The following is an 18,557-nucleotide window of genomic DNA, read 5'->3' as shown; positions in this document are numbered from 1 at the left end:
TGTGTCGGATGACCTTAGCGCTTTAGCGCTTAGGTCAGCCCCATGCTGTGGTTGCCCGGAGTTAGTGCTTCAGCACTGACTCCCGGCCCACAGCGGTCGGCCGAAGCAGGCACTTCCGCGCCCACTCCAGCCCCGTGCAAGCTATCAAACCGCCCAATGCGGCTCGTTCGCATACTCGTAAAGTAAGCGCGTAAGCGAAAGCACGTTGTAAATAATGGTAAATAGATGTTTCGCCAAACGCTGATGGTTTGACGAGCGCTGCCCACACAGCGGGGCGGCACGATGGCGGCGGGGCTTGCGTGAGTAACGGTGTAGCAGGCAGGTTGGGTGCCGGTGCGTCGGAGCGCGCTTCGGCGAGATTGCCGCGGTGTCTCGTCGCGGCTGCCTTCAGACGCGAACCGGGCGCCCATGGGCGCCCGGCTGCAATTCGATTTAAGCCATCTTGACTGGCGCGCGCCAGGATTCCGGGTTGGTCCAGAATGCGCCGCGCAGGCGGTCGCGGCTCGGCGGCGCCGGCGTCTTCACGGCGGTCGCGCCGATGCGTCCGCGCAGCGAAATCTGGCGGCCGCTCGTGCTAAGACGCTTCACGATCTCCGCGAGCGTTCCGTCGGCTTGCCATTCGTCGAAACGGCGCCGGCAGGTCGGCGGCGACGGATAGCGGCCCGGCAGCTTCGACCAGCCTTCACCCGTCGACAATACCCAAAGCACCGCATTCACGACTGCTCGGGCTTCCACACGCGGGCGACCGCGCCGCTCGCTGCGTGCAGGCTCCGCGCAGAACAACGCCTCGACCAGCGCCCACTCGTTATCTCTCAAATCGTCGAACAGCATCATGTCCTCACCTCAGCGAAGCTAACTCCGGTGCGCTGCCCCGCGCCGCGCACTCTCGACACACCCGCAACCGGGTGCCAGGGGCCGGGGCAGACCGCGGCGGTCGATCAGTCATCGAACCGCGGGCGGCGCCGGCCGGTGCGCCCATCAATGCACGAAGCGTGCCATCTGCTTTGCGACTGCCTCCAAGGCGCTTTGCAGAAGGCCACACGGAAGTCAGCTAGGGGCGTATAAGACGCTAAAACGACCATCCAGAAAATAAGGGCTATCACCAATCTTGTGCACTTGGCCCGTCAGGCGTGCGTCTGCGCCCGATTGTTGCGCCGCAAGAAACGACAGCCGACGCTCCAATCCGGCGAGTTGGCAATAGAATCGCATCGACGGGGCATATTGATGAGGCGGACAAATGAATGTCACCTTGCGGCAGTTGCGCGTGTTTATCGAGGTCGCGCGTCAAGAGAGCTTCAGCCGCGCCGGCGATGAAATCGGGCTCACGCAATCCGCCGTGAGCCGCTGCGTGCGGGAGTTGGAGAGCGAAATTGGCCTCAAGCTGATCGACCGCACGACGCGCGAAGTGCAATTGACCGATGTCGGCACGAACCTGATTGCGAGCGTGTCGCGTCTGTTGAGGGAACTCGACGAGGCACTGCGTGAAATTCGCGAGATCGGTGAGCAGCGGCGCGGCAGGGTGGTGGTCGCGGCGAGCCCGACGGTCGCGTGTCGCGTGATGCCGCAAATCATCGCGGCGTGCGGCAAGCAGTTTCCGTTTGTCACGCTCGGCCTGCGCGACGACGTGCAAAGCGACGTGGTGCGCAAGGTCAAGTCGGGGGAGGTCGATTTTGGGGTCATTATCGGGCCGCACGGCGCGGAGGATCTGATCAGCGAACCGGTGATGATCGATTCGTTCTGCTTCGTCGCCCGGGCCGATCATCCGCTTGCCGCGCGCACCGAGGTGTCTTGGCGCGCGCTCGAAGGGGCGCGGCTCGTGTTGCTCGATCACGCGTCGGGCAGCCGGCCGCTGATCGACGCCGTGCTCGCCGAGCATCAGGTGAGCGCGCAGATCGTGCAGGAGCTTGGGCTCACGGCGACCGTGTTCGGGCTCGTCGAGGCGGGAGTCGGCGCGAGCGTGCTGCCCTGGCTCGCGCTGCCGGTGCCGGCCGATACGTCGCTCGTCGCACGGCCGCTCGTGCCGCGCGCGGAGCGCACGGTCGAGCTCGTGCGTCGCCGCGACCGTTCGCTCTCGCCCGCTGCCGAGGCGGTGTGGGGCCTGATCCGCCAGCTTCCCGCGAGGGCCGAGGATCTCGGATAGGCCGCGCCTGGCCTATCGAACGTTCGGTGGGCTAGCGCTTGCGTTCGTTCGGCACGCGCTACACTTTCGCCTTTCCCATCCATGTTCCCCGTACCCGAACGTCCCATGAGCGAACCAGACCCGTTCCGCCAAGGCGCGCCCAACGCGCGCGATGCCGTGCGCGCGCTGCGCCCTTCTCAGATTCGCGAGGTCGCGAACGCCGGTTTCGGCGTGGCCGACGTGCTGCCTTTCTGGTTCGGCGAATCGGATCGCGTGACGCCCAAGTTCATCCGCGATGCGGCCAGCGAGGCGCTCGCGGCCGGCGCTACGTTCTATACGTACAACCTCGGCATCGCCCCGCTGCGCGAGGCGCTTGCCGGCTATGTGAGCGCGCTGCACGGTCAGACGTCGCCGGATCAGGTCGCGGTCACGAGCGCCGGCGTGAATGCTTTGATGCTGGCCGCGCAATTGGTCGTCGGCGCGGGTGACCGCGTGGTCGCCGTGACGCCGCTGTGGCCGAATCTCGTCGAGATTCCGAAGATCCTCGGCGCGAGCGTTCAAACCGTGTCGCTCGAATATGGCCCGCTCGGCTGGACGCTCGACCTCGAACGCCTGCTCGCGGCATTGACGCCCGATACGCGGCTTTTGATGCTGAACTCGCCGAACAATCCGACCGGCTGGGTCATGACGCGCGACGAGCAGCAGGCGGTGCTCGAGCACTGCCGCCGCCATGGCATCTGGATCGTCGCGGACGACGTGTACGAGCGGCTTTACTACGGCGATGGCGGCGCGCATGCCGATGACGCCGGCGCAGCGCGCAGCGCGCCGTCGTTCCTCGATCTCGCCGCGCGCGACGAGCGCGTGATTTGCGTCAATTCGTTCTCGAAGGCGTGGCTGATGACCGGCTGGCGGCTTGGCTGGATCGTGGCGCCCAGCGCGCTGATGGACGACCTGTCCAAGCTCGTCGAATACAACACGTCGTGCGCGCCGTCGTTCGTGCAGCAGGCGGGCGTCGTGGCCGTGCGCGAGGGCGAGCGCTTCGCGCAGGAGCTGGCCGCGAGCCTGCGTGAGTCGCGCGACCATCTGGTGAGCGCGCTCGCGCAGATTCCGGGCGTCGACGTGAAAACGCCGCCCGGCGCGATGTACCTGTTTTTCGCGTTGCCGGGCGCGGAGCGCAGTCTCGATCTTTGCAAGTCGCTCGTGTGCGAGGCCGGCCTGGGATTGGCCCCCGGCAGCGCGTTCGGGCCGGAGGGCGAGGGCTTCGTGCGCTGGTGCTATGCATGCGATCCGGCGCGGCTCGATCTCGGCGTCGAGCGGCTGCGCCGCTTCCTCGCGCGGCGGTGAACCGCGGGCGCCGTTCTTTACGCACCGGATATTTTTGCGTAAGATGGCGTTCAGTCACGCGGTTCCTCCTCGGAATTTCGCTGCTCCGTCCGGCTGGGTTTGGCTTGATAGCGGTACGATTCGCCACCCCCCGGTCCGTGCTCCCATCAATATGACCGATCAAAATCGGGCGAGCGCGTCTTCAGTTCCATATCGTCTGTTTGATCCGGTTCAGTGACCACAGGGTCTGGCCTAGCTGCATGAATACCCAAGAGGCGAAGATCGTCCTCGAGACTGCTTTGATTTGCGCGCAGGAGCCGCTGAAAATCGGCGACATGCGCAAGCTCTTTGCCGACGCCGTGTCGGCAGATACCGTTCGCACGTTGCTCGAAGATCTGAAGCAGGATTGGTCGGGGCGCGGCGTCGAGCTTGTCGGGCTGGCGTCCGGCTGGCGCTTTCAAAGCAAGCCTGCGATGCGTTCCTATCTGGATCGCCTGCATCCCGAGAAGCCGCCGAAATATTCGCGCGCGGTGCTCGAGACGCTCGCGATCGTGGCATACCGGCAGCCCGTGACGCGCGGCGATATCGAAGAAATTCGCGGCGTCACGGTCAATACGCAAGTCGTGAAGCAGCTCGAGGATCGCAACTGGATCGAAGTAATCGGGCACCGCGATGTGCCGGGCCGTCCGGCGCTCTACGCGACGACCAAGCAGTTTCTCGACGATCTCGGTTTGAAGGCGCTCGACGAGTTGCCTGCGCTAGATGATCCGGCCGCTGCGATCGAAGGGAATCTGCTCGCGCAGCACGCCATCGAGTTTCCGGATGGCGAGGCAGGCGCGCCCGCGGAGGTCGAGGGTGAAACCGATGCGGCTGCTGCCGCTCACGGCGATGCCGAGCCAGCGGCGCACGATTTGCCAGAGACGGAAACGAATGCCGCCGCACCGGGCGAGCGTGACGAAACCACCGTCGAGCGCGAACCGCTCGACGCAGAAGCAAACGTTGAACTGCAAGCCGAGAGCGCCGCAGCGCGCGTCGAGCTGCAGGCAGACGATGCAAATCGAGCGATCGCCGATCGCGGCCCGGCCGATCGCGGCCCGGCCGATTTAGCAGGACCGACTCATGACTCGAGCGCGTTCCACGAAACGGAACACGCCTTCGAGCCGAACCCGACGCGTGTGACGCACGGCGATCCGGCGGCCGGCGAACCGGAGGATCGGCGTGACGCCGCGCAGGACGCAAGCGAATTCACCGACGACGAAGCCGCGTCGCGCAGCGCTTGACGTAACCGAACACCAGCCGCGCCCGCAATGGGCGCGCGCGACCTGACACTTGAGGTTGTTTTGACTACTACCCACGACACTGATTCGTCCGAATCCGCGCATGCTGTCGAGGCTGCGCGCCGCGACGACGCGCAAGAGCACCAGGCGTCGTCCGGCGAGACCGAGCGCGCTGCACCTGGCTCGGAAGCGGGCGACGAAGAACGGCCGCGCCGCGGTCTGCGACGCGGTCCGCGCAGTCTGATCGCGCGCCGCCGCGCGGCGGCAAAAACGAAGGGCGCGGAAAATGCGCCCGCTCAGCCCGCGGGCGCAGTAACCGAGGCTCCGCCGGACGGCGAGGTCGCCGCCCAGGTGCGCGCGCCGCGCAAGGAAGCGGGCGCAAAGGGCCCCCGCAAGCAAGCCGGCGCCAAGCGCGAAGGTGGCCGCCAGAGCAAGCGCACCGAAGCTCCATCGGCCGAAGCGGGCGCCCCCGCCCAGGACGACCTGTTCTCCTACGTGACGTCGCCGGCTTTCGATGCCGACAATAGCAGCACCGGCGGCGTGCGCGCGCCGATGCTGCGCCGCGGCCGCCAGGAGGCGCCGAAGCGCATCCTATCTCCGGACGACGACGCGCCGAAACTGCACAAGGTGCTCGCCGAAGCGGGCATGGGCTCGCGCCGCGAGATGGAAGAGCTGATCGTGGCCGGCCGCGTGTCGGTGAACGGCGAGCCGGCGCACATCGGCCAGCGCATCATGCCGACCGACCAGGTCCGCATCAACGGCAAGCCGGTCAAGCGCAAGCTGCAGACAAAGCCGCCGCGCGTCTTGCTGTACCACAAACCCACGGGTGAGATCGTCAGCCACGCGGACCCGGAAGGGCGCCCGTCGGTGTTCGACAAGCTTCCGCCGATGAAGACGGCCAAGTGGCTGGCGGTGGGCCGCCTCGACTTCAACACCGAAGGCCTGTTGATGCTGACGACTTCGGGCGATCTCGCGAACCGCTTCATGCATCCGCGCTATAGCGTGGAGCGCGAATACGCGGTGCGCGTGGTCGGCGAGCTGACCGAAGGCTCGCGGCAGAAGCTCTTGCACGGCGTCGAGCTCGAAGACGGCCCGGCGAACTTCCTGCGCATTCGCGACGGCGGCGGCGAGGGCACGAATCACTGGTATCACGTTGCGCTTGCCGAAGGGCGCAATCGTGAAGTGCGGCGCATGTTCGAGGCGGTCGGCCTGATGGTGAGCCGTCTGATCCGTACGCGTCATGGCCCGATCCTGTTGCCGCGCGGCTTGAAGCGCGGCCGCTGGGAAGAGCTCGAGGACAATCAGGTGCGCAGTCTGATGGCATCGGTGGGGCTGAAGGCGCCGACCGAAGAGAAGGGCGGGCGCAATGCGGCGTCCGAACGCCGTCAGCCGGATCCGATGCAGACGTCGATGGGATTCATCAGCCGCGAGCCGGTGCTGACCGCTCATGGCCGCTTCGACCAGCCCCAGCGTGGCGGCGGCCGGCGCGGCGCCGCGGGTGGCGGGTTCGGCGGCGGGCAGGGTGGCTTCGGCGGTGGCAGCGGTAGCGGCGGCGCGGGTTCCGGCGGTTACGGCAATCGCAGTGGCGGTAGCCGTGGGCAGAACGCGGGCGGCGGCCGACGCGACGTCGACGGCAATCGTGCGCCGACCGGGCCGGGCAAGCGCGCATCGGGCGGCAACGCCAACGGCAATCGCGCGCAGGGCGGCAACCGCGGCGCGAACGGCAACCGGGCGGGCGGCGGCGCAAACACGGGCGGCGCGGGCGGTAGCGGCGGCAATCGCGGCGGTCAGCGACCGGCGGCGCGCAACCGTTCGCGCGGGCGGTAAGCGGCAATGTCGACGTGCAGCCGGGCGCTGTCCCGGCCTGCGCGTTGGCCGGACGAACGCGCGCTTTTCCAGTGAAACATGCTGCGAAATCAAGCGATAAGCGCGCTCGACAGCGTCAAGCGGTTTGCGTTCGTACCGAAAAATGCTACAATCGCGAAGTCGCTGGGCGTGCGGCATTAGGCTTGGTCACTGCGGTTTGTCACTGACTTGGCAGCAGTAGGGTGGCATCAACGTGCAGCTCAGGTGCGACCACCGGTTAGAAGAAGATGGGCGTGAAGCCCATTTTTTTTTGCTGGTACGGTTCGGCATCTCGAGTTGGCACACACCAATTCCGTGCGCCGGCTTGGCGCGCGGCCCGAAGGTGAAACGCAAACGGGCGAGGGCTGTGCGCGTACACCTTAGAGGGCACTGTGCAACTGACGGAACTGATAGAAACCACGGTCGTAGGTCTGGGCTACGAGCTGGTCGATCTCGAACGCACCGGGCGCGGCATGCTCTGCGTCTATATTGACCAGCCGTCCGGCATCGCGATTGAAGACTGCGAAAAAGTTACGCGTCAGCTCCAGCACGTTCTGACAGTCGAAAATATCGATTACGAGCGGCTCGAAGTATCGTCGCCGGGACTCGATCGTCCGCTGAAGAAACTCGCGGATTTCGAACGCTTCGCGGGCAGCGAGGCCGTCATTACATTGAAGAAGCCATTGGACGGGCGTAAATCGTACCGGGGCATTCTGCATGCGCCGAACGGCGAAGCGATTGGTTTGGAATTTGAAGGGAAGGAAGGCGCCGCGATGCTCGATTTCACGCTCGCGGATATCGATAAGGCGCGCCTCGTCCCGCACGTTGACTTTAGGAGCCGCAAACAATGAGTCGCGAAGTGTTGATGCTGGTGGATGCGCTGGCACGCGAAAAGAACGTCAATAAGGATGTGGTGTTCGCTGCGCTCGAAGCGGCTCTCGCCTCGGCCACCAAGAAGCTCTTCGACGAAGACGTGGATATTCGGGTCCATATCGACCGGGAAAGCGGCGAGCACGAAACGTATCGCCGCTGGCGCGTCGTGCCGGACGAAGCGGGCCTGCAGGAGCCGGATCAGGAAATCCTCCTGTTCGAAGCACGCGAGCAGCAGCCGGAAGCGCAAATCGACGACTACATCGAAGATCCGGTGCCGTCGATCGAATTCGGCCGCATCGGCGCGCAGGCCGCCAAGCAGGTGATCCTGCAGAAGGTGCGCGATGCCGAGCGCGAGCAGATCCTGAACGACTTCCTCGAGCGCGGCGAAAAGATCATGACCGGCACGGTCAAGCGTCTCGACAAGGGCAACTTCGTCGTCGAATCGGGCCGCGTTGAAGCGCTTTTGCGCCGCGACCAGCTGATTCCGAAGGAAAACCTGCGCGTGGGCGACCGCGTGCGCGCCTATATCGCGAAGGTCGATCGCACCGCACGCGGTCCGCAGATCGAGCTGTCGCGCACGGCGCCCGAGTTCCTGATGAAGCTGTTCGAAATGGAAGTGCCCGAGATCGAGCAGGGCCTGCTCGAGATCAAGGCGGCGGCGCGCGACCCTGGCGTGCGCGCGAAGATCGGCGTGATCGCCTATGACAAGCGCATCGATCCGATCGGCACTTGCGTCGGCATCCGCGGCTCGCGCGTGCAGGCTGTGCGCAATGAGCTCGGTGGCGAAAACGTCGACATCGTGCTATGGTCGGAGGATCCCGCCCAGTTCGTCATCGGCGCGCTCGCGCCGGCAGCCGTCCAGTCGATCGTCGTCGATGAAGAAAAGCATTCGATGGACGTCGTCGTCGACGAAAACGAGCTGGCGGTCGCGATTGGCCGCAGCGGCCAGAACGTGCGTCTTGCCAGCGAACTCACCGGCTGGCAGATCAACATCATGACGCCGGACGAGTCCGCGCAGAAGCAGAATCAGGAGCGCGGCGAGCTGCGCGACCTGTTCATGGCGCGTCTCGACGTCGACGAAGAAGTCGCCGACATCCTGATCGACGAAGGCTTTACGAGTCTCGAAGAGATCGCCTACGTGCCGCTCAACGAGATGCTCGAAATCGAAGCGTTCGACGAAGACACCGTTCACGAACTGCGCAACCGCGCGCGCGATGCATTGCTCACGATGGCGATCGCGAACGAAGAAAAGGTCGAAAATGTCGCCCTTGATCTGAAGAGCCTGGATGGCATGGATGCCGACTTGCTCGCCAAGCTGGCCGAGCACCAGATTCAGACACGCGACGACCTTGCCGAGCTTGCGGTCGACGAGCTGGTCGAGATGACGGGAATGGACGAGGAAGCCGCGAAGACGCTGATCATGAAAGCACGAGAACACTGGTTCCAATGAAGACCTTGGAACGGCCCGGCCTTTTCTTTTCTTGAGAGAAACGACCATGGCGCACTGATTTGATGGCGGCCCGCTGGCCGCATGACCCGATGCTAACCGCAAGGAATCGGTCCTTGCACTAAGAGGAATGAATGGCGAGTAACAACGTAGCCCAATTTGCCGCGGAACTCAAAATGCCTGCTGGCGTGCTGCTCGAGCAGCTCCAGGCGGCCGGCGTACAGAAAGCGAGCGAAGACGATGTCTTGTCCGAGACGGACAAGTCGCGTCTGCTTGACCACTTGCGCAAGTCGCACGGTTCGGCCGACGCGGACAAGCGCAAGATCACGCTGACCAAACGGCACACGTCGGAGATCAAGCAGTCCGACGCGACGGGCAAGGCTCGCACCATTCAAGTCGAGGTGCGCAAGAAGCGCGTGTTCGTCAAGCGCGACGAAACCGCGGAACAGGGCGTGGAAGCATCGAATCATGCAGCCGAGGCCGAAGAGGCCGACCTTCAGCGCCGCGAGGAAGAAGCGCGCCGCGAGGCCGAGCTGCTCGAGAAGCAGGCGCAGGAGCTGAAAGAGCGTCAGGAACGCCTCGCGCTAGAAGAGTCCGAGCGCCAGGCCCGCGAGCAGGCGGCGGAAGCCGAGCGTCGCCGTCAGGAAGAAGAAGCCGCGAAGAAGCGCGCGGCGGCGGTTGCCGAAGCGACAGCGCGCGAACAGGCCGAGGCCGCAGCGGAACGCTCGGCTGCCGTGGACGAAGAGCGCGCGGCAGCGGAACGCGCGGCACAACGCGAAGCGGCGAAGAAGGCTGAAGACGCGGCTCGCGTCGCAGCGGAAACGGCGCGCGCCGAGCAGGAAGAAATCAGCAAGCGCCGTGCGGCGGCCGAAGCCGAAGCGCGTGCGATTCGCGAAATGATGAACACGCCGCGCAAGGCGCAGGTCAAGGCGCCTGAGCCCGCACCGGTTGCCAAGGCTGCGGAAGCGCCGGCGGCTGCGAAGGCCGCGGAAGCCAAGGGCACGCTGCACAAGCCGGCGCGTCCGGCAGGTGAGGGTGCCTCGCGTCCGGCCAAGAAGGCTGCGCCGGCGGCCGCGCCGGCTGCCACGCCATCGTCGGCTCCGGCGGCTGGCGACAAGAAGAAGCCGGGCGCGGGCAAGGGCGGCTGGCAGGACGACGCTGCGAAGCGTCGCGGCATCAAGACGCGCGGCGACTCGAGCGGCGGCGTCGATCGCGGTTGGCGCGGCGGCCCGAAGGGACGCGGCAAGCATCAGGAAGCGACGTCGTTCCAGGCTCCGACCGAGCCGATCGTGCGCGAAGTGCACGTGCCGGAAACGGTGACGGTCGCCGATCTGGCGCACAAAATGTCGGTCAAGGCTTCGGAAGTCATCAAGGTGATGATGAAGCTCGGCCAAATGGTCACGATCAACCAGGTGCTCGACCAGGAAACGGCGATGATCGTCGTCGAGGAACTGGGGCACCATGCCGTCGCGGCGAAGCTCGACGATCCGGAAGCGCTGCTCGTCGAAGGCGAAGCGACCGACGCTGAGCAACTGCCGCGTCCGCCTGTCGTCACGGTGATGGGCCACGTCGACCACGGCAAGACCTCGCTGCTCGACTACATCCGCCGCGCGAAGGTTGCCGCGGGCGAAGCGGGCGGCATTACGCAGCACATCGGCGCGTACCACGTCGACACGCCGCGCGGCGTCATCACGTTCCTCGATACGCCGGGTCACGAGGCGTTCACGGCCATGCGTGCGCGCGGTGCGAAGGCGACCGATATCGTGATTCTCGTGGTCGCAGCCGACGACGGCGTGATGCCGCAGACGAAGGAAGCGATCGCCCACGCGAAGGCGGGTGGCGTGCCGATCGTCGTCGCGATCAACAAGATCGATAAGCCGGAAGCGAACCCCGAGCGCGTGAAGCAGGAACTCGTCGCCGAGGGCGTCGTGCCGGAAGAGTACGGCGGCGATTCGCCGTTCGTGCCGGTGTCGGCGAAAACGGGCTCGGGCATCGACGATCTGCTCGAAAACGTCCTGCTGCAAGCCGAAGTGCTGGAACTGAAAGCACCGGTCGAAGCGCCGGCCAAGGGTATCGTGATCGAAGCGAAGCTCGACAAGGGCAAGGGTCCGGTTGCGACGATCCTCGTGCAGTCGGGCTCGCTTTCGCGCGGCGACGTCGTGCTCGCCGGCAGCGCTTACGGCCGCGTCCGCGCGATGCTCGACGAAACCGGCAAGGCGACGAAGTCCGCAGGGCCGTCGATTCCGGTCGAAATTCAAGGTCTGTCGGAAGTGCCGGCGGCGGGCGAAGAAGTCATCGTGTTGCCGGACGAGCGCAAGGCGCGCGAAATCGCGCTGTTCCGTCAAGGCAAGTTCCGCGACGTCAAACTCGCGAAGCAGCAGGCTGCGAAGCTCGAAAGCATGCTCGAGCAGATGGGCGAAGGCGAAGTGCAGACCTTGCCGCTCATCGTCAAGGCCGACGTGCAGGGCTCGCAGGAAGCGCTGGTGCAGTCGCTGCTCAAGCTGTCGACGGACGAAGTGCGCGTGCAGGTCGTGCATGGCGCGGTCGGCGGGATCAGCGAAAACGACGTCAACCTGGCCACGGCTTCGAAGGCGGTCATCATCGGCTTCAACACGCGTGCCGATGCGCAGGCCCGCAAGCTCGCGGAAGCGAACGGCGTCGATATCCGCTACTACAACATCATCTACGACGCAGTGGATGAGGTGAAGGCAGCGATGTCGGGCATGCTCGCGCCGGAGAAGCGCGAAGTCGTGACCGGCATGGTCGAGGTGCGCCAAGTCTTCAAGGTGCCGAAGGTCGGCAGCGTGGCGGGCTGTATGGTGACGGACGGCGTCGTGAAGCGTTCGTCGTCGGTGCGCGTGCTGCGCAACAACGTCGTGATCCATACCGGCGAGCTCGATTCGCTCAAGCGCTTCAAGGACGACGTCAAGGAAGTGCGCCAGGGCTTCGAGTGCGGTATGTCGATCAAGAACTTCAACGATATCGTCGAAGGCGATCAGTTCGAGGTGTTCGAAGTCACGGAAGTCGCGCGTACGCTGTAACCACCGGCGCGAAGGCTCGAAGGGCGGAGCGGGCGCTGGCCCGTTCCGCCTTTTTTATTGGACGCACCGAATCACGGAATCATCATGCCGAAAAAACGCAGTACCCCGAACCGCAACGTCCAGATCGCCGATCAGATTCAGCGCGATCTGTCCGAACTCATCATGCGCGAGGTCAAAGACCCGCGCATCGGTCTCGTCACGATCCAGAGCGTCGAGCTGACGCCTGACTACGCGCATGCGAAGGTGTACTTCACGACGCTGACCGGCGACGCGCAGGCGACGCAGACCGCGCTCAACCATGCGGCCGGCCATTTGCACAACCTGCTGTTCAAGCGCCTGCACATCCATACGGTGCCGACGCTGCATTTCCACTACGACAAGACGATCGAGAAGGCCGTCGAGATGTCGCGCCTCATCGACGAAGCGAACGCGACGCGAGCAAAAGACGACTGATTTCGCGCGCCGCGCGTCATTCGCCATCGTTCCATCGTCTTGCCTCTTACATGACTCAGACCCAACGCCCCCGCGTGCCGCGCCGCGCGCTCGACGGCGTGTTGCTGCTCGACAAGCCGGTTGGCCTGTCGAGCAACGACGCGCTGATGCGCGCCAAGCGCCTCTATACCGCGAAGAAGGCCGGTCACACCGGCACGCTCGATCCGCTTGCATCGGGCCTTTTGCCGCTGTGCTTCGGCGAAGCGACCAAGTTTTCGCAAGATTTGCTCGACGCCGACAAGACCTACGAGGCGACGATGCGCCTCGGCATTCGCACGACGACGGGCGATGCGGAAGGCGAAGCGCTCGAAACGCGCGCCGTGAATTGCGACCTCGCCGCGATCGAGGCCGCGTTGGCGCAATTTCGCGGCGACATCGTTCAGGTGCCGCCGATGTATTCGGCGCTCAAGCGCGACGGCAAGCCGCTCTATGAATATGCGCGCGCAGGGCAGACGGTCGAGCGGGAAGGGCGCAATGTGACGATTCATGCGCTCGAATTGCTCGCGTGTACGCTGCCCGATGTGACGTTTCGCGTGACATGCAGCAAGGGCACCTATGTGCGCACGCTCGCCGAGGATATCGGCGAGGCGCTCGGCTGCGGCGCGCATCTGGTAGCGCTGCGCCGTACGGGTGTCGGCTCGCTGACGCTCGAGCACTCGGTGACGCTCGATGCGCTTTCCGATGCCGGGCAAGGCGAGCGCGATGCGTGGCTGCAGCCGGTTGATGCGTTGCTGTCGACGTTTCCGTCAGTCGAACTCGACGCCGAGGCGACACGTCGATTTCTGCACGGACAGCGTTTGCGTCTCGCGGAATTGCCGGCGATCGATGCCCAGCAGGGTTCGAGAGTGCGCGTCTATGGAGACGGCGGCAGGCTGCTGGGTGTCGCGAAGGCGGCGGATGGCGTGCTTGCGCCGGAGCGGCTTGTCGTGACCGCCGAAGCTTCTTAGTGCGCCGCCGACGCCGCCGCTCCCGCATCCGCGCCACCGGCCCGCTCGGGCTTCGTGATCCAGATGAGCGCGATCAGCGCGATAAAGATCGCCGACGACAAATAGAACAAGTCGTTCACGCCAAGCTGCGCGGCCTGCTGCGTCGCCATGTTGTTGAAGAGCCCATAGCTTTGCGCCTGATCGAGCCCAACTGAGCCCATTCCCGTCATCTGCTGCGCGAACACGGGGTTGTACGCGTTCGCTTGCTCGGTGAGCTGCGCGTGATGCAGGATCGTGCGATGGTCCCACGCGGTCTGGAAGATCGACGTGCCGATGCCGCCGCACATGATCCGCACGAAGTTCGACAAACCCGACGCGGCCGGAATCCGGCTGCCGTGCAGGCCCGACAGCGTGATCGACACAAGCGGAATGAAGAAGCCCGCCATCGCGATGCCCTGGATCAGCGTCGGCAACGTGAGCGCCCAGGTGTCGACGCCCGTCGTGTAGCGCGAGCGCATCCAGAAACACAGCGCGAAGGTGCAGAACGAGGCCGTCGAGATGTAGCGCGGGTCGGTGCGCGGCAGGAACTTGCCTGTCACCGGCGAGAGCAAGATGGCGAACAGGCCGACGGGCGCCATCACGAGGCCGGCGTCGGTGGCCGTATAGCCGATATCGGTTTGCAGCCACAGCGGCAGCAGCACGAGGTTGCCGAAGTAGAGCCCATAGCCGATCGATAGCGCAACCGTCCCGCCCGTAAAGTTGCGCCGCGCAAAGAGCGATAGGTCGACCACCGGGTGATCGGCCGTCAGTTCCCAAACGACGAAGAATGCGAAGCCGATGACTGCGGTCAGCGCGAGCACGACGATCGTCGTCGACGAGAACCAGTCGAGATCCTTGCCTTTGTCGAGCATGATCTGCAGCGAGCCGACCCAGATAATGAGGAGCCCGAGGCCGACGCCGTCGATCGGCGCCTTTTTAACGACGGATTCGCGCTTGCGGAAGATCGCCCAGGTCGCCGCCGCCGCGGCGATGCCGACCGGAATGTTGACGTAGAAGATCCACGGCCACGAGATGTTGTCGGAGATCCAGCCACCGAGAATCGGTCCGGCGACCGGCGCGATCAGCGTCGTCATGGCCCACATCGAGAGCGCGATCGGCGCTTTCTCGCGCGGATAGGCGCCGAGCAGCAGCGCTTGCGAGAGCGGGATCATCGGCCCGGCGACCGCGCCTTGAATCACGCGCGACAGGAGCAGCAGCGGCAGCGTCGGCGCGAGGCCGCACATCCACGACGACACCACGAACAGCACGATCGACGCGAGGAACAGGCGCACCTGGCCGATGCGGTCGGTGAGCCAGCCGGTGAGCGGCACCGAGATCGCGTTGGCGACCGCGAACGACGTGATGACCCAGGTGCCCTGGTCGGCCGAGACGCCGAGGTCGCCGGAGATCGTCGGAATCGCGACGTTCGCAATCGACGTGTCGAGCACGTTCATGAACACCGCGAGCGACACGGCGATGGTGCCGATCACCAGCTGCATGCCTTGCAGCGGCGGGTGAGGGGCTTGAGCTTGAGCCATTGAGCTTGAGACCTTGATTCGGTTTGGCGGTGGCTTGCTTAGCCGTGCGACGCGCCGTTTGCCGCCGCATGGGCGGACCCCGCCTTCTGTTGCTGCAAGCCTACGTTCTGACCGGCGTTCGCCGCGATGATGCGCGCGATTTCGGCATCGGCCTGATCGCCGTACTTCGCGAACACGTCGGTCGAATAGACGGTGTTCGGCGCTTCGCCGAGCTGGCCGCCGTCCTGCTTGATGTTCACGTCGACATTCATCGAGAGACCGATACGCAGCGGGTGCTTCGCGAGCTCCTGCGGATCGAGCGAGACGCGCACCGGCAAGCGCTGCACGACCTTGATCCAGTTGCCCGTCGCGTTTTGCGCGGGCAACAGCGAGAAGGCAGAGCCCGTGCCCGCCGAGAAGCCGATCACCGTGCCGTGGTACGTGACCGACGAGCCATACACGTCAGCGGTCATCTCCACCGGCTGGCCGATCCGCATGTGCTTCAACTGCACTTCCTTGAAGTTCGCGTCGACCCACACGGCGTTCAGCGGCACGATCGCCATCAGCGGCGTGCCCGGCGACACGCGCTGGCCAACCTGAACCGAGCGCTTCGCCACATAGCCCGTGACCGGCGCCGGCAGCGTGTTGCGGGCGTAGGCGAGGTAGGCGTCGCGGACCTTCGCGGCTGCGGCCATCACGTTCGGGTGCGTCGCGATCGTCGTGTTGGCGGTCAGCGCGCGGTTCGACGCGAGCTGCTGCTGGGCGGCGTCGAGCGAGGCCTGCGCGGCCCTCACGGCATCGCGCGCGTGCGAGATTTCTTCTTGCGACACGGCGCCCGTCTGCGCGACCTGCATCCGGCGGTGCAGGTCGTCCTGAGCTTTGGAGAGATCCGACTGGCGCAGCGCGACTTGCGCTTCATATTGGTTGTCGTCGACGAAGAGGCCGCGCACCTGGCGCACCGTCTGCCCGAGATTCGCCTCGGCCTGCTGCAGCGTGATGCGCGCATCGGCGCCGTCGAGCACGACGAGGGGGGCGCCTTCCTTGACGGTCTGCGTGTCGTCGGCGTTGACCGCGATGACGGTGCCCGTGACTTGCGGCGTGATCTGCACGACGTTGCCGTTTACGTAGGCGTCGTCGGTGTCCTCGTGGAAGCGCGCGTCGAGGAAGTAGTAGAGGCCGTAGGCGACGGCCGCGATCAGAATCACGATCACGAGCAGCGTCATCATCCGCTTGCGCTTGCCGTTCGATTTCGGCTGCTGCACGCTGGTCGCGGCTTGTTGGGTTTCACTCATTGCAAAGCTCCGTATTCTCTCAATCTTGGTCGTTTAGTCGTCTGTCGTCCGCGGGGTTCAGCCGGGCGCGTGCGCGGCGGACGCTTCGGTGGGCGCCGTCAGGCCCGCGGCGTTCGCATCGAACCCGCCGCCGAGTGCCGTGATCAGCGCGAACTGCATGTCGCGCCGCCTCATCTTCAGATTCGTCACCGTTTGCTCGGCGGACAGGCGGTTGATGTCGGCATTCAGCACCTGCAGCTGCTCCGAGAGACCGGCCTTGTAGCGGATGACAGCCAGCTCGTAAGCCTTGGTCGACGCATCGAGCGCCCGCTGCGCGTCGCCCATCTGCTGGTCGACCGAGCGGATCGACGCCACTTGCGTCGCCACGTCGGACAGCGCGTTGATGAGCGTCTGGTTGTAGTTGGCGACGTCGAGGTCGAAGTCGGCATAGCGTCCCTTCAATTGCGAGCGCAGCGCGCCGGCGTCGAAGATCGGCAGATGGACCGCCGGGCCGAACTGGATCTGACGGCTCGACGACGTCAGGAAGCGGCCCCAGCCGAACGCATCGAAGCCCGCGGCGGCGGCGAGGTTCACGTCAGGGAAGAATTCGGCTTTCGCTTCCTTCACGTCGTGCATGGCGGCTTCCACTTGCCAGCGCGCGGCGACGATATCGGGCCGGCGCGAGACGAGATCGGCGGGCAGGTTGTCCGGCAGCGCGACGGCGCCGCCCGGTGCCAGTACCGGTTCCGCAATTTGCAGGCCACGATCGGGGCCCTTGCCGAGCAGGGCGGCCAGCTGATAGCGCGTGATCGCGATCTGACCGTCGTAGTCCGACAGCGTCGTCTGGCTGCTCGCGATATTGCCGATAGCCGTCTGCTTCTCGACGTTGGTGTCGAGGCCAGCAGCGACACGCCCGTTCGTGATCGAGCTGACGTCCTGGCGGTTCTTGATTTCGCGCTTCGCGATGTCGCGCAGCGCGTAGAGCTGAGCCAGTTGGTTATACGTCCGCGCCACCGAGGACGCAAGCGTGATGCGCGCCCGCTGCATGTCGGCGTCGGCCGCCTTGGCCTGCGAAACCGCCGAGCCGAGCTTCTCGCGGTTCTTGCCCCACAAGTCGAGATCCCACGACGCGCTCGCGAGCACGTTGTTCTCGCTATACCAGGTGCCGCCGAAGGGCGGGGGGTAGAGCGCGTTGCCCGAAAAAAGCTCCCGATTCCACGAATAGCTGCCGTCCACCTTCGGATACAGGTTCGAGCGCGAGCTTTCGATATATGACTGTGCCTTCGCGACGCGCGCCTGCGCCTGGGCGATCGTCGGGTTGCCCTCGAGCGCCTCGGCGATCAGCTTCGGCAGCTGCGGGTCGCCGAACTGCCCGGCCCAGTCGAGCGACGGCCATTGCGCGCCCTGGCCCGGCAGGCTTTGCGCGGACTCGAATTGCGTCGCCGGTGCGATGTGCTTGTCGCTCTTGATGCCGGAGTAGTTCACGCAGCCGGCGAGGGCGAGCGCCGCGACCGCCGCGGCGACAGCCCCCCGGGACGAGAGCGCGCGGACCGACGGGGAAAGAGATTTCATCGCTCGACTCGTGGAATGGAGTGTGATCATGGACCCTGCAAGTATTTTTTTGTGTGTTCGGATGCGAATTGGCGTTGCTGCCGCGTGCGATCGCCGCGTGCTCAATTCGTCTGATCCCCGTTATTGACGAGGACGCGCCGCAGCATGCTCTTCAGGAACCCGACCTCTTCGGGCGTGAAGCCCGCGAGCAGTTTGTCGAGCACGCTCGTAAAGATTTCCGGCATGCGGGCGGCGAGTTCGTAGCCCTCCGGCGTCAAGGCGAGACGCACCACACGGCGATCCTCGCTGCTGCGTACGCGCGTGAGCAGGCCGCGCTTCTCCAGCCGGTCGATCAGGCGCGTGACGGCGCTGGCGTCGATCCCGTAATCACGGGCCAGCTCCGCTGCGACGAGGCATCGGCCGCTCGCGACCATGAACAGGATGCTGGCCTGCGTGCTCGTGATGCCCAACTCCGCCATCGTGCGTTGCGTGACCAGGTTCGACATGACCGATTTCACGCGTGCAATCAGGTAGCCGACGCTTTCGCCCATTTGATATTCGCTGAGTTCCTTGGGCAGCGCGGGGGTAGGTTCCGTCATGATTCTCGTGCGATTGCAATAATTGACTAGGCAGGAGTATAGGTGCGGTTAGTTGACGCGGCAAGCGTTATTACACCCCAGGAAAGAGTCTTTTGTATTAAGCGCCTACTGACAGTATGGAGAATGCCGGCCCGGTTCTGCGTTTCGGCGCTTTGAGTTTGTGCGGCTGCGTCGATTCGGCGCGATGCGGGGAAGTGGAAGGTGTGCTAATTCGGCGTCACGCGCGCGTGCTATAAT

The 18,557-nt window shown here is 65.1% G+C and carries 14 protein-coding genes; 9 read left to right on the top strand and 5 right to left on the bottom strand.

The annotated features are described in order from the left end of the window. Positions 1-432: 432 nt before the first annotated feature. Positions 433-834 carry a transposase gene (locus tag FAZ95_RS12780; protein ID WP_136898231.1) on the bottom strand — a complete coding sequence of 134 codons (402 nt, stop codon included), beginning with the start codon at positions 832-834 and terminating at the stop codon, positions 433-435. 403 nt (positions 835-1,237) lie between these two features. Here FAZ95_RS12780 and FAZ95_RS12775 point away from each other — a divergent pair, with 403 nt between their 5' ends. From FAZ95_RS12775 to truB, 9 genes are all read left to right on the top strand, one after another. Beyond that, a complete protein-coding gene (locus FAZ95_RS12775) occupies positions 1,238-2,140 on the top strand; it encodes a LysR family transcriptional regulator (RefSeq protein ID WP_137332801.1) in 903 nt (300 codons plus the stop codon). Positions 2,141-2,245: 105 nt separating this feature from the next. Beyond that, positions 2,246-3,463, top strand: coding sequence for a pyridoxal phosphate-dependent aminotransferase (locus FAZ95_RS12770; protein ID WP_137332800.1), 1,218 nt, complete (start codon positions 2,246-2,248; stop codon positions 3,461-3,463). 239 nt (positions 3,464-3,702) lie between these two features. Then, positions 3,703-4,722 (top strand): SMC-Scp complex subunit ScpB, encoded by a 1,020-nt coding sequence (gene scpB / locus FAZ95_RS12765; RefSeq protein WP_137332799.1) that lies wholly within the window; start codon positions 3,703-3,705, stop codon positions 4,720-4,722. Positions 4,723-4,782: 60 nt separating this feature from the next. Beyond that, entirely contained in the window at positions 4,783-6,546 is a 1,764-nt protein-coding gene (gene rluB, locus FAZ95_RS12760) for a 23S rRNA pseudouridine(2605) synthase RluB (RefSeq protein WP_137332798.1), read from the top strand. Between the two features lie 410 nt (positions 6,547-6,956). After that, a complete protein-coding gene (gene rimP, locus FAZ95_RS12755) occupies positions 6,957-7,415 on the top strand; it encodes a ribosome maturation factor RimP (RefSeq protein ID WP_137332797.1) in 459 nt (152 codons plus the stop codon). Beyond that, positions 7,412-8,887 carry a transcription termination factor NusA gene (gene nusA / locus FAZ95_RS12750; protein WP_137332796.1) on the top strand — a complete coding sequence of 492 codons (1,476 nt, stop codon included), beginning with the start codon at positions 7,412-7,414 and terminating at the stop codon, positions 8,885-8,887. Before rimP ends, nusA begins: the two co-directional genes overlap by 4 nt. 131 nt (positions 8,888-9,018) lie before the next feature. Beyond that, positions 9,019-11,925 (top strand): translation initiation factor IF-2, encoded by a 2,907-nt coding sequence (gene infB / locus FAZ95_RS12745; RefSeq protein WP_137332795.1) that lies wholly within the window; start codon positions 9,019-9,021, stop codon positions 11,923-11,925. A gap of 84 nt (positions 11,926-12,009) precedes the next feature. Then, on the top strand, positions 12,010-12,378 hold the full coding sequence (gene rbfA, locus FAZ95_RS12740) for a 30S ribosome-binding factor RbfA (protein ID WP_137332794.1): 369 nt from the start codon (positions 12,010-12,012) through the stop codon (positions 12,376-12,378). 50 nt (positions 12,379-12,428) lie between these two features. After that, a complete protein-coding gene (truB, locus tag FAZ95_RS12735) occupies positions 12,429-13,364 on the top strand; it encodes a tRNA pseudouridine(55) synthase TruB (protein WP_137332793.1) in 936 nt (311 codons plus the stop codon). On the opposite strand, the gene FAZ95_RS12730 is transcribed toward truB, so the two are convergent. From FAZ95_RS12730 to FAZ95_RS12715, 4 genes are all read right to left on the bottom strand, one after another. Next, a complete protein-coding gene (locus FAZ95_RS12730) occupies positions 13,361-14,920 on the bottom strand; it encodes a DHA2 family efflux MFS transporter permease subunit (RefSeq protein WP_137332792.1) in 1,560 nt (519 codons plus the stop codon). The two genes, truB and FAZ95_RS12730, sit on opposite strands and share 4 nt — an antisense overlap. A 38-nt stretch (positions 14,921-14,958) precedes the next feature. Next, complete coding sequence (locus tag FAZ95_RS12725; protein ID WP_137332791.1) at positions 14,959-16,191, bottom strand: HlyD family secretion protein; 1,233 nt, start codon at positions 16,189-16,191, stop codon at positions 14,959-14,961. Between the two features lie 57 nt (positions 16,192-16,248). Beyond that, on the bottom strand, positions 16,249-17,742 hold the full coding sequence (locus FAZ95_RS12720) for an efflux transporter outer membrane subunit (RefSeq protein ID WP_137332790.1): 1,494 nt from the start codon (positions 17,740-17,742) through the stop codon (positions 16,249-16,251). A gap of 101 nt (positions 17,743-17,843) precedes the next feature. Continuing rightward, complete coding sequence (locus FAZ95_RS12715) at positions 17,844-18,320, bottom strand: MarR family winged helix-turn-helix transcriptional regulator (RefSeq protein ID WP_137332789.1); 477 nt, start codon at positions 18,318-18,320, stop codon at positions 17,844-17,846. Positions 18,321-18,557 lie beyond the last annotated feature (237 nt).

The organism is Trinickia violacea (genome assembly GCF_005280735.1).
In the GTDB taxonomy this organism is placed as follows: Bacteria; Pseudomonadota; Gammaproteobacteria; order Burkholderiales; family Burkholderiaceae; genus Trinickia_A; species Trinickia_A violacea.
Note: the sequence above shows the minus strand (reverse complement) of the source record. Positions and strands in the feature narration are given on the sequence as shown.

Excerpts from the sequence above, each read along its gene's own strand:
- truB (WP_137332793.1), top strand. The coding sequence starts at position 12,429 with ATGACTCAGACCCAACGCCCCCGCGTGCCGCGCCGCGCGCTCGACGGC.
- FAZ95_RS12720 (WP_137332790.1), bottom strand. The coding sequence starts at position 17,742 with ATGAAATCTCTTTCCCCGTCGGTCCGCGCGCTCTCGTCCCGGGGGGCT.
- FAZ95_RS12725 (WP_137332791.1), bottom strand. The coding sequence starts at position 16,191 with ATGAGTGAAACCCAACAAGCCGCGACCAGCGTGCAGCAGCCGAAATCG.
- FAZ95_RS12770 (WP_137332800.1), top strand. The coding sequence starts at position 2,246 with ATGAGCGAACCAGACCCGTTCCGCCAAGGCGCGCCCAACGCGCGCGAT.
- nusA (WP_137332796.1), top strand. The coding sequence starts at position 7,412 with ATGAGTCGCGAAGTGTTGATGCTGGTGGATGCGCTGGCACGCGAAAAG.
- scpB (WP_137332799.1), top strand. The coding sequence starts at position 3,703 with ATGAATACCCAAGAGGCGAAGATCGTCCTCGAGACTGCTTTGATTTGC.
- infB (WP_137332795.1), top strand. The coding sequence starts at position 9,019 with ATGGCGAGTAACAACGTAGCCCAATTTGCCGCGGAACTCAAAATGCCT.
- FAZ95_RS12730 (WP_137332792.1), bottom strand. The coding sequence starts at position 14,920 with ATGGCTCAAGCTCAAGCCCCTCACCCGCCGCTGCAAGGCATGCAGCTG.
- FAZ95_RS12780 (WP_136898231.1), bottom strand. The coding sequence starts at position 834 with ATGATGCTGTTCGACGATTTGAGAGATAACGAGTGGGCGCTGGTCGAG.
- FAZ95_RS12715 (WP_137332789.1), bottom strand. The coding sequence starts at position 18,320 with ATGACGGAACCTACCCCCGCGCTGCCCAAGGAACTCAGCGAATATCAA.
- FAZ95_RS12775 (WP_137332801.1), top strand. The coding sequence starts at position 1,238 with ATGAATGTCACCTTGCGGCAGTTGCGCGTGTTTATCGAGGTCGCGCGT.
- rbfA (WP_137332794.1), top strand. The coding sequence starts at position 12,010 with ATGCCGAAAAAACGCAGTACCCCGAACCGCAACGTCCAGATCGCCGAT.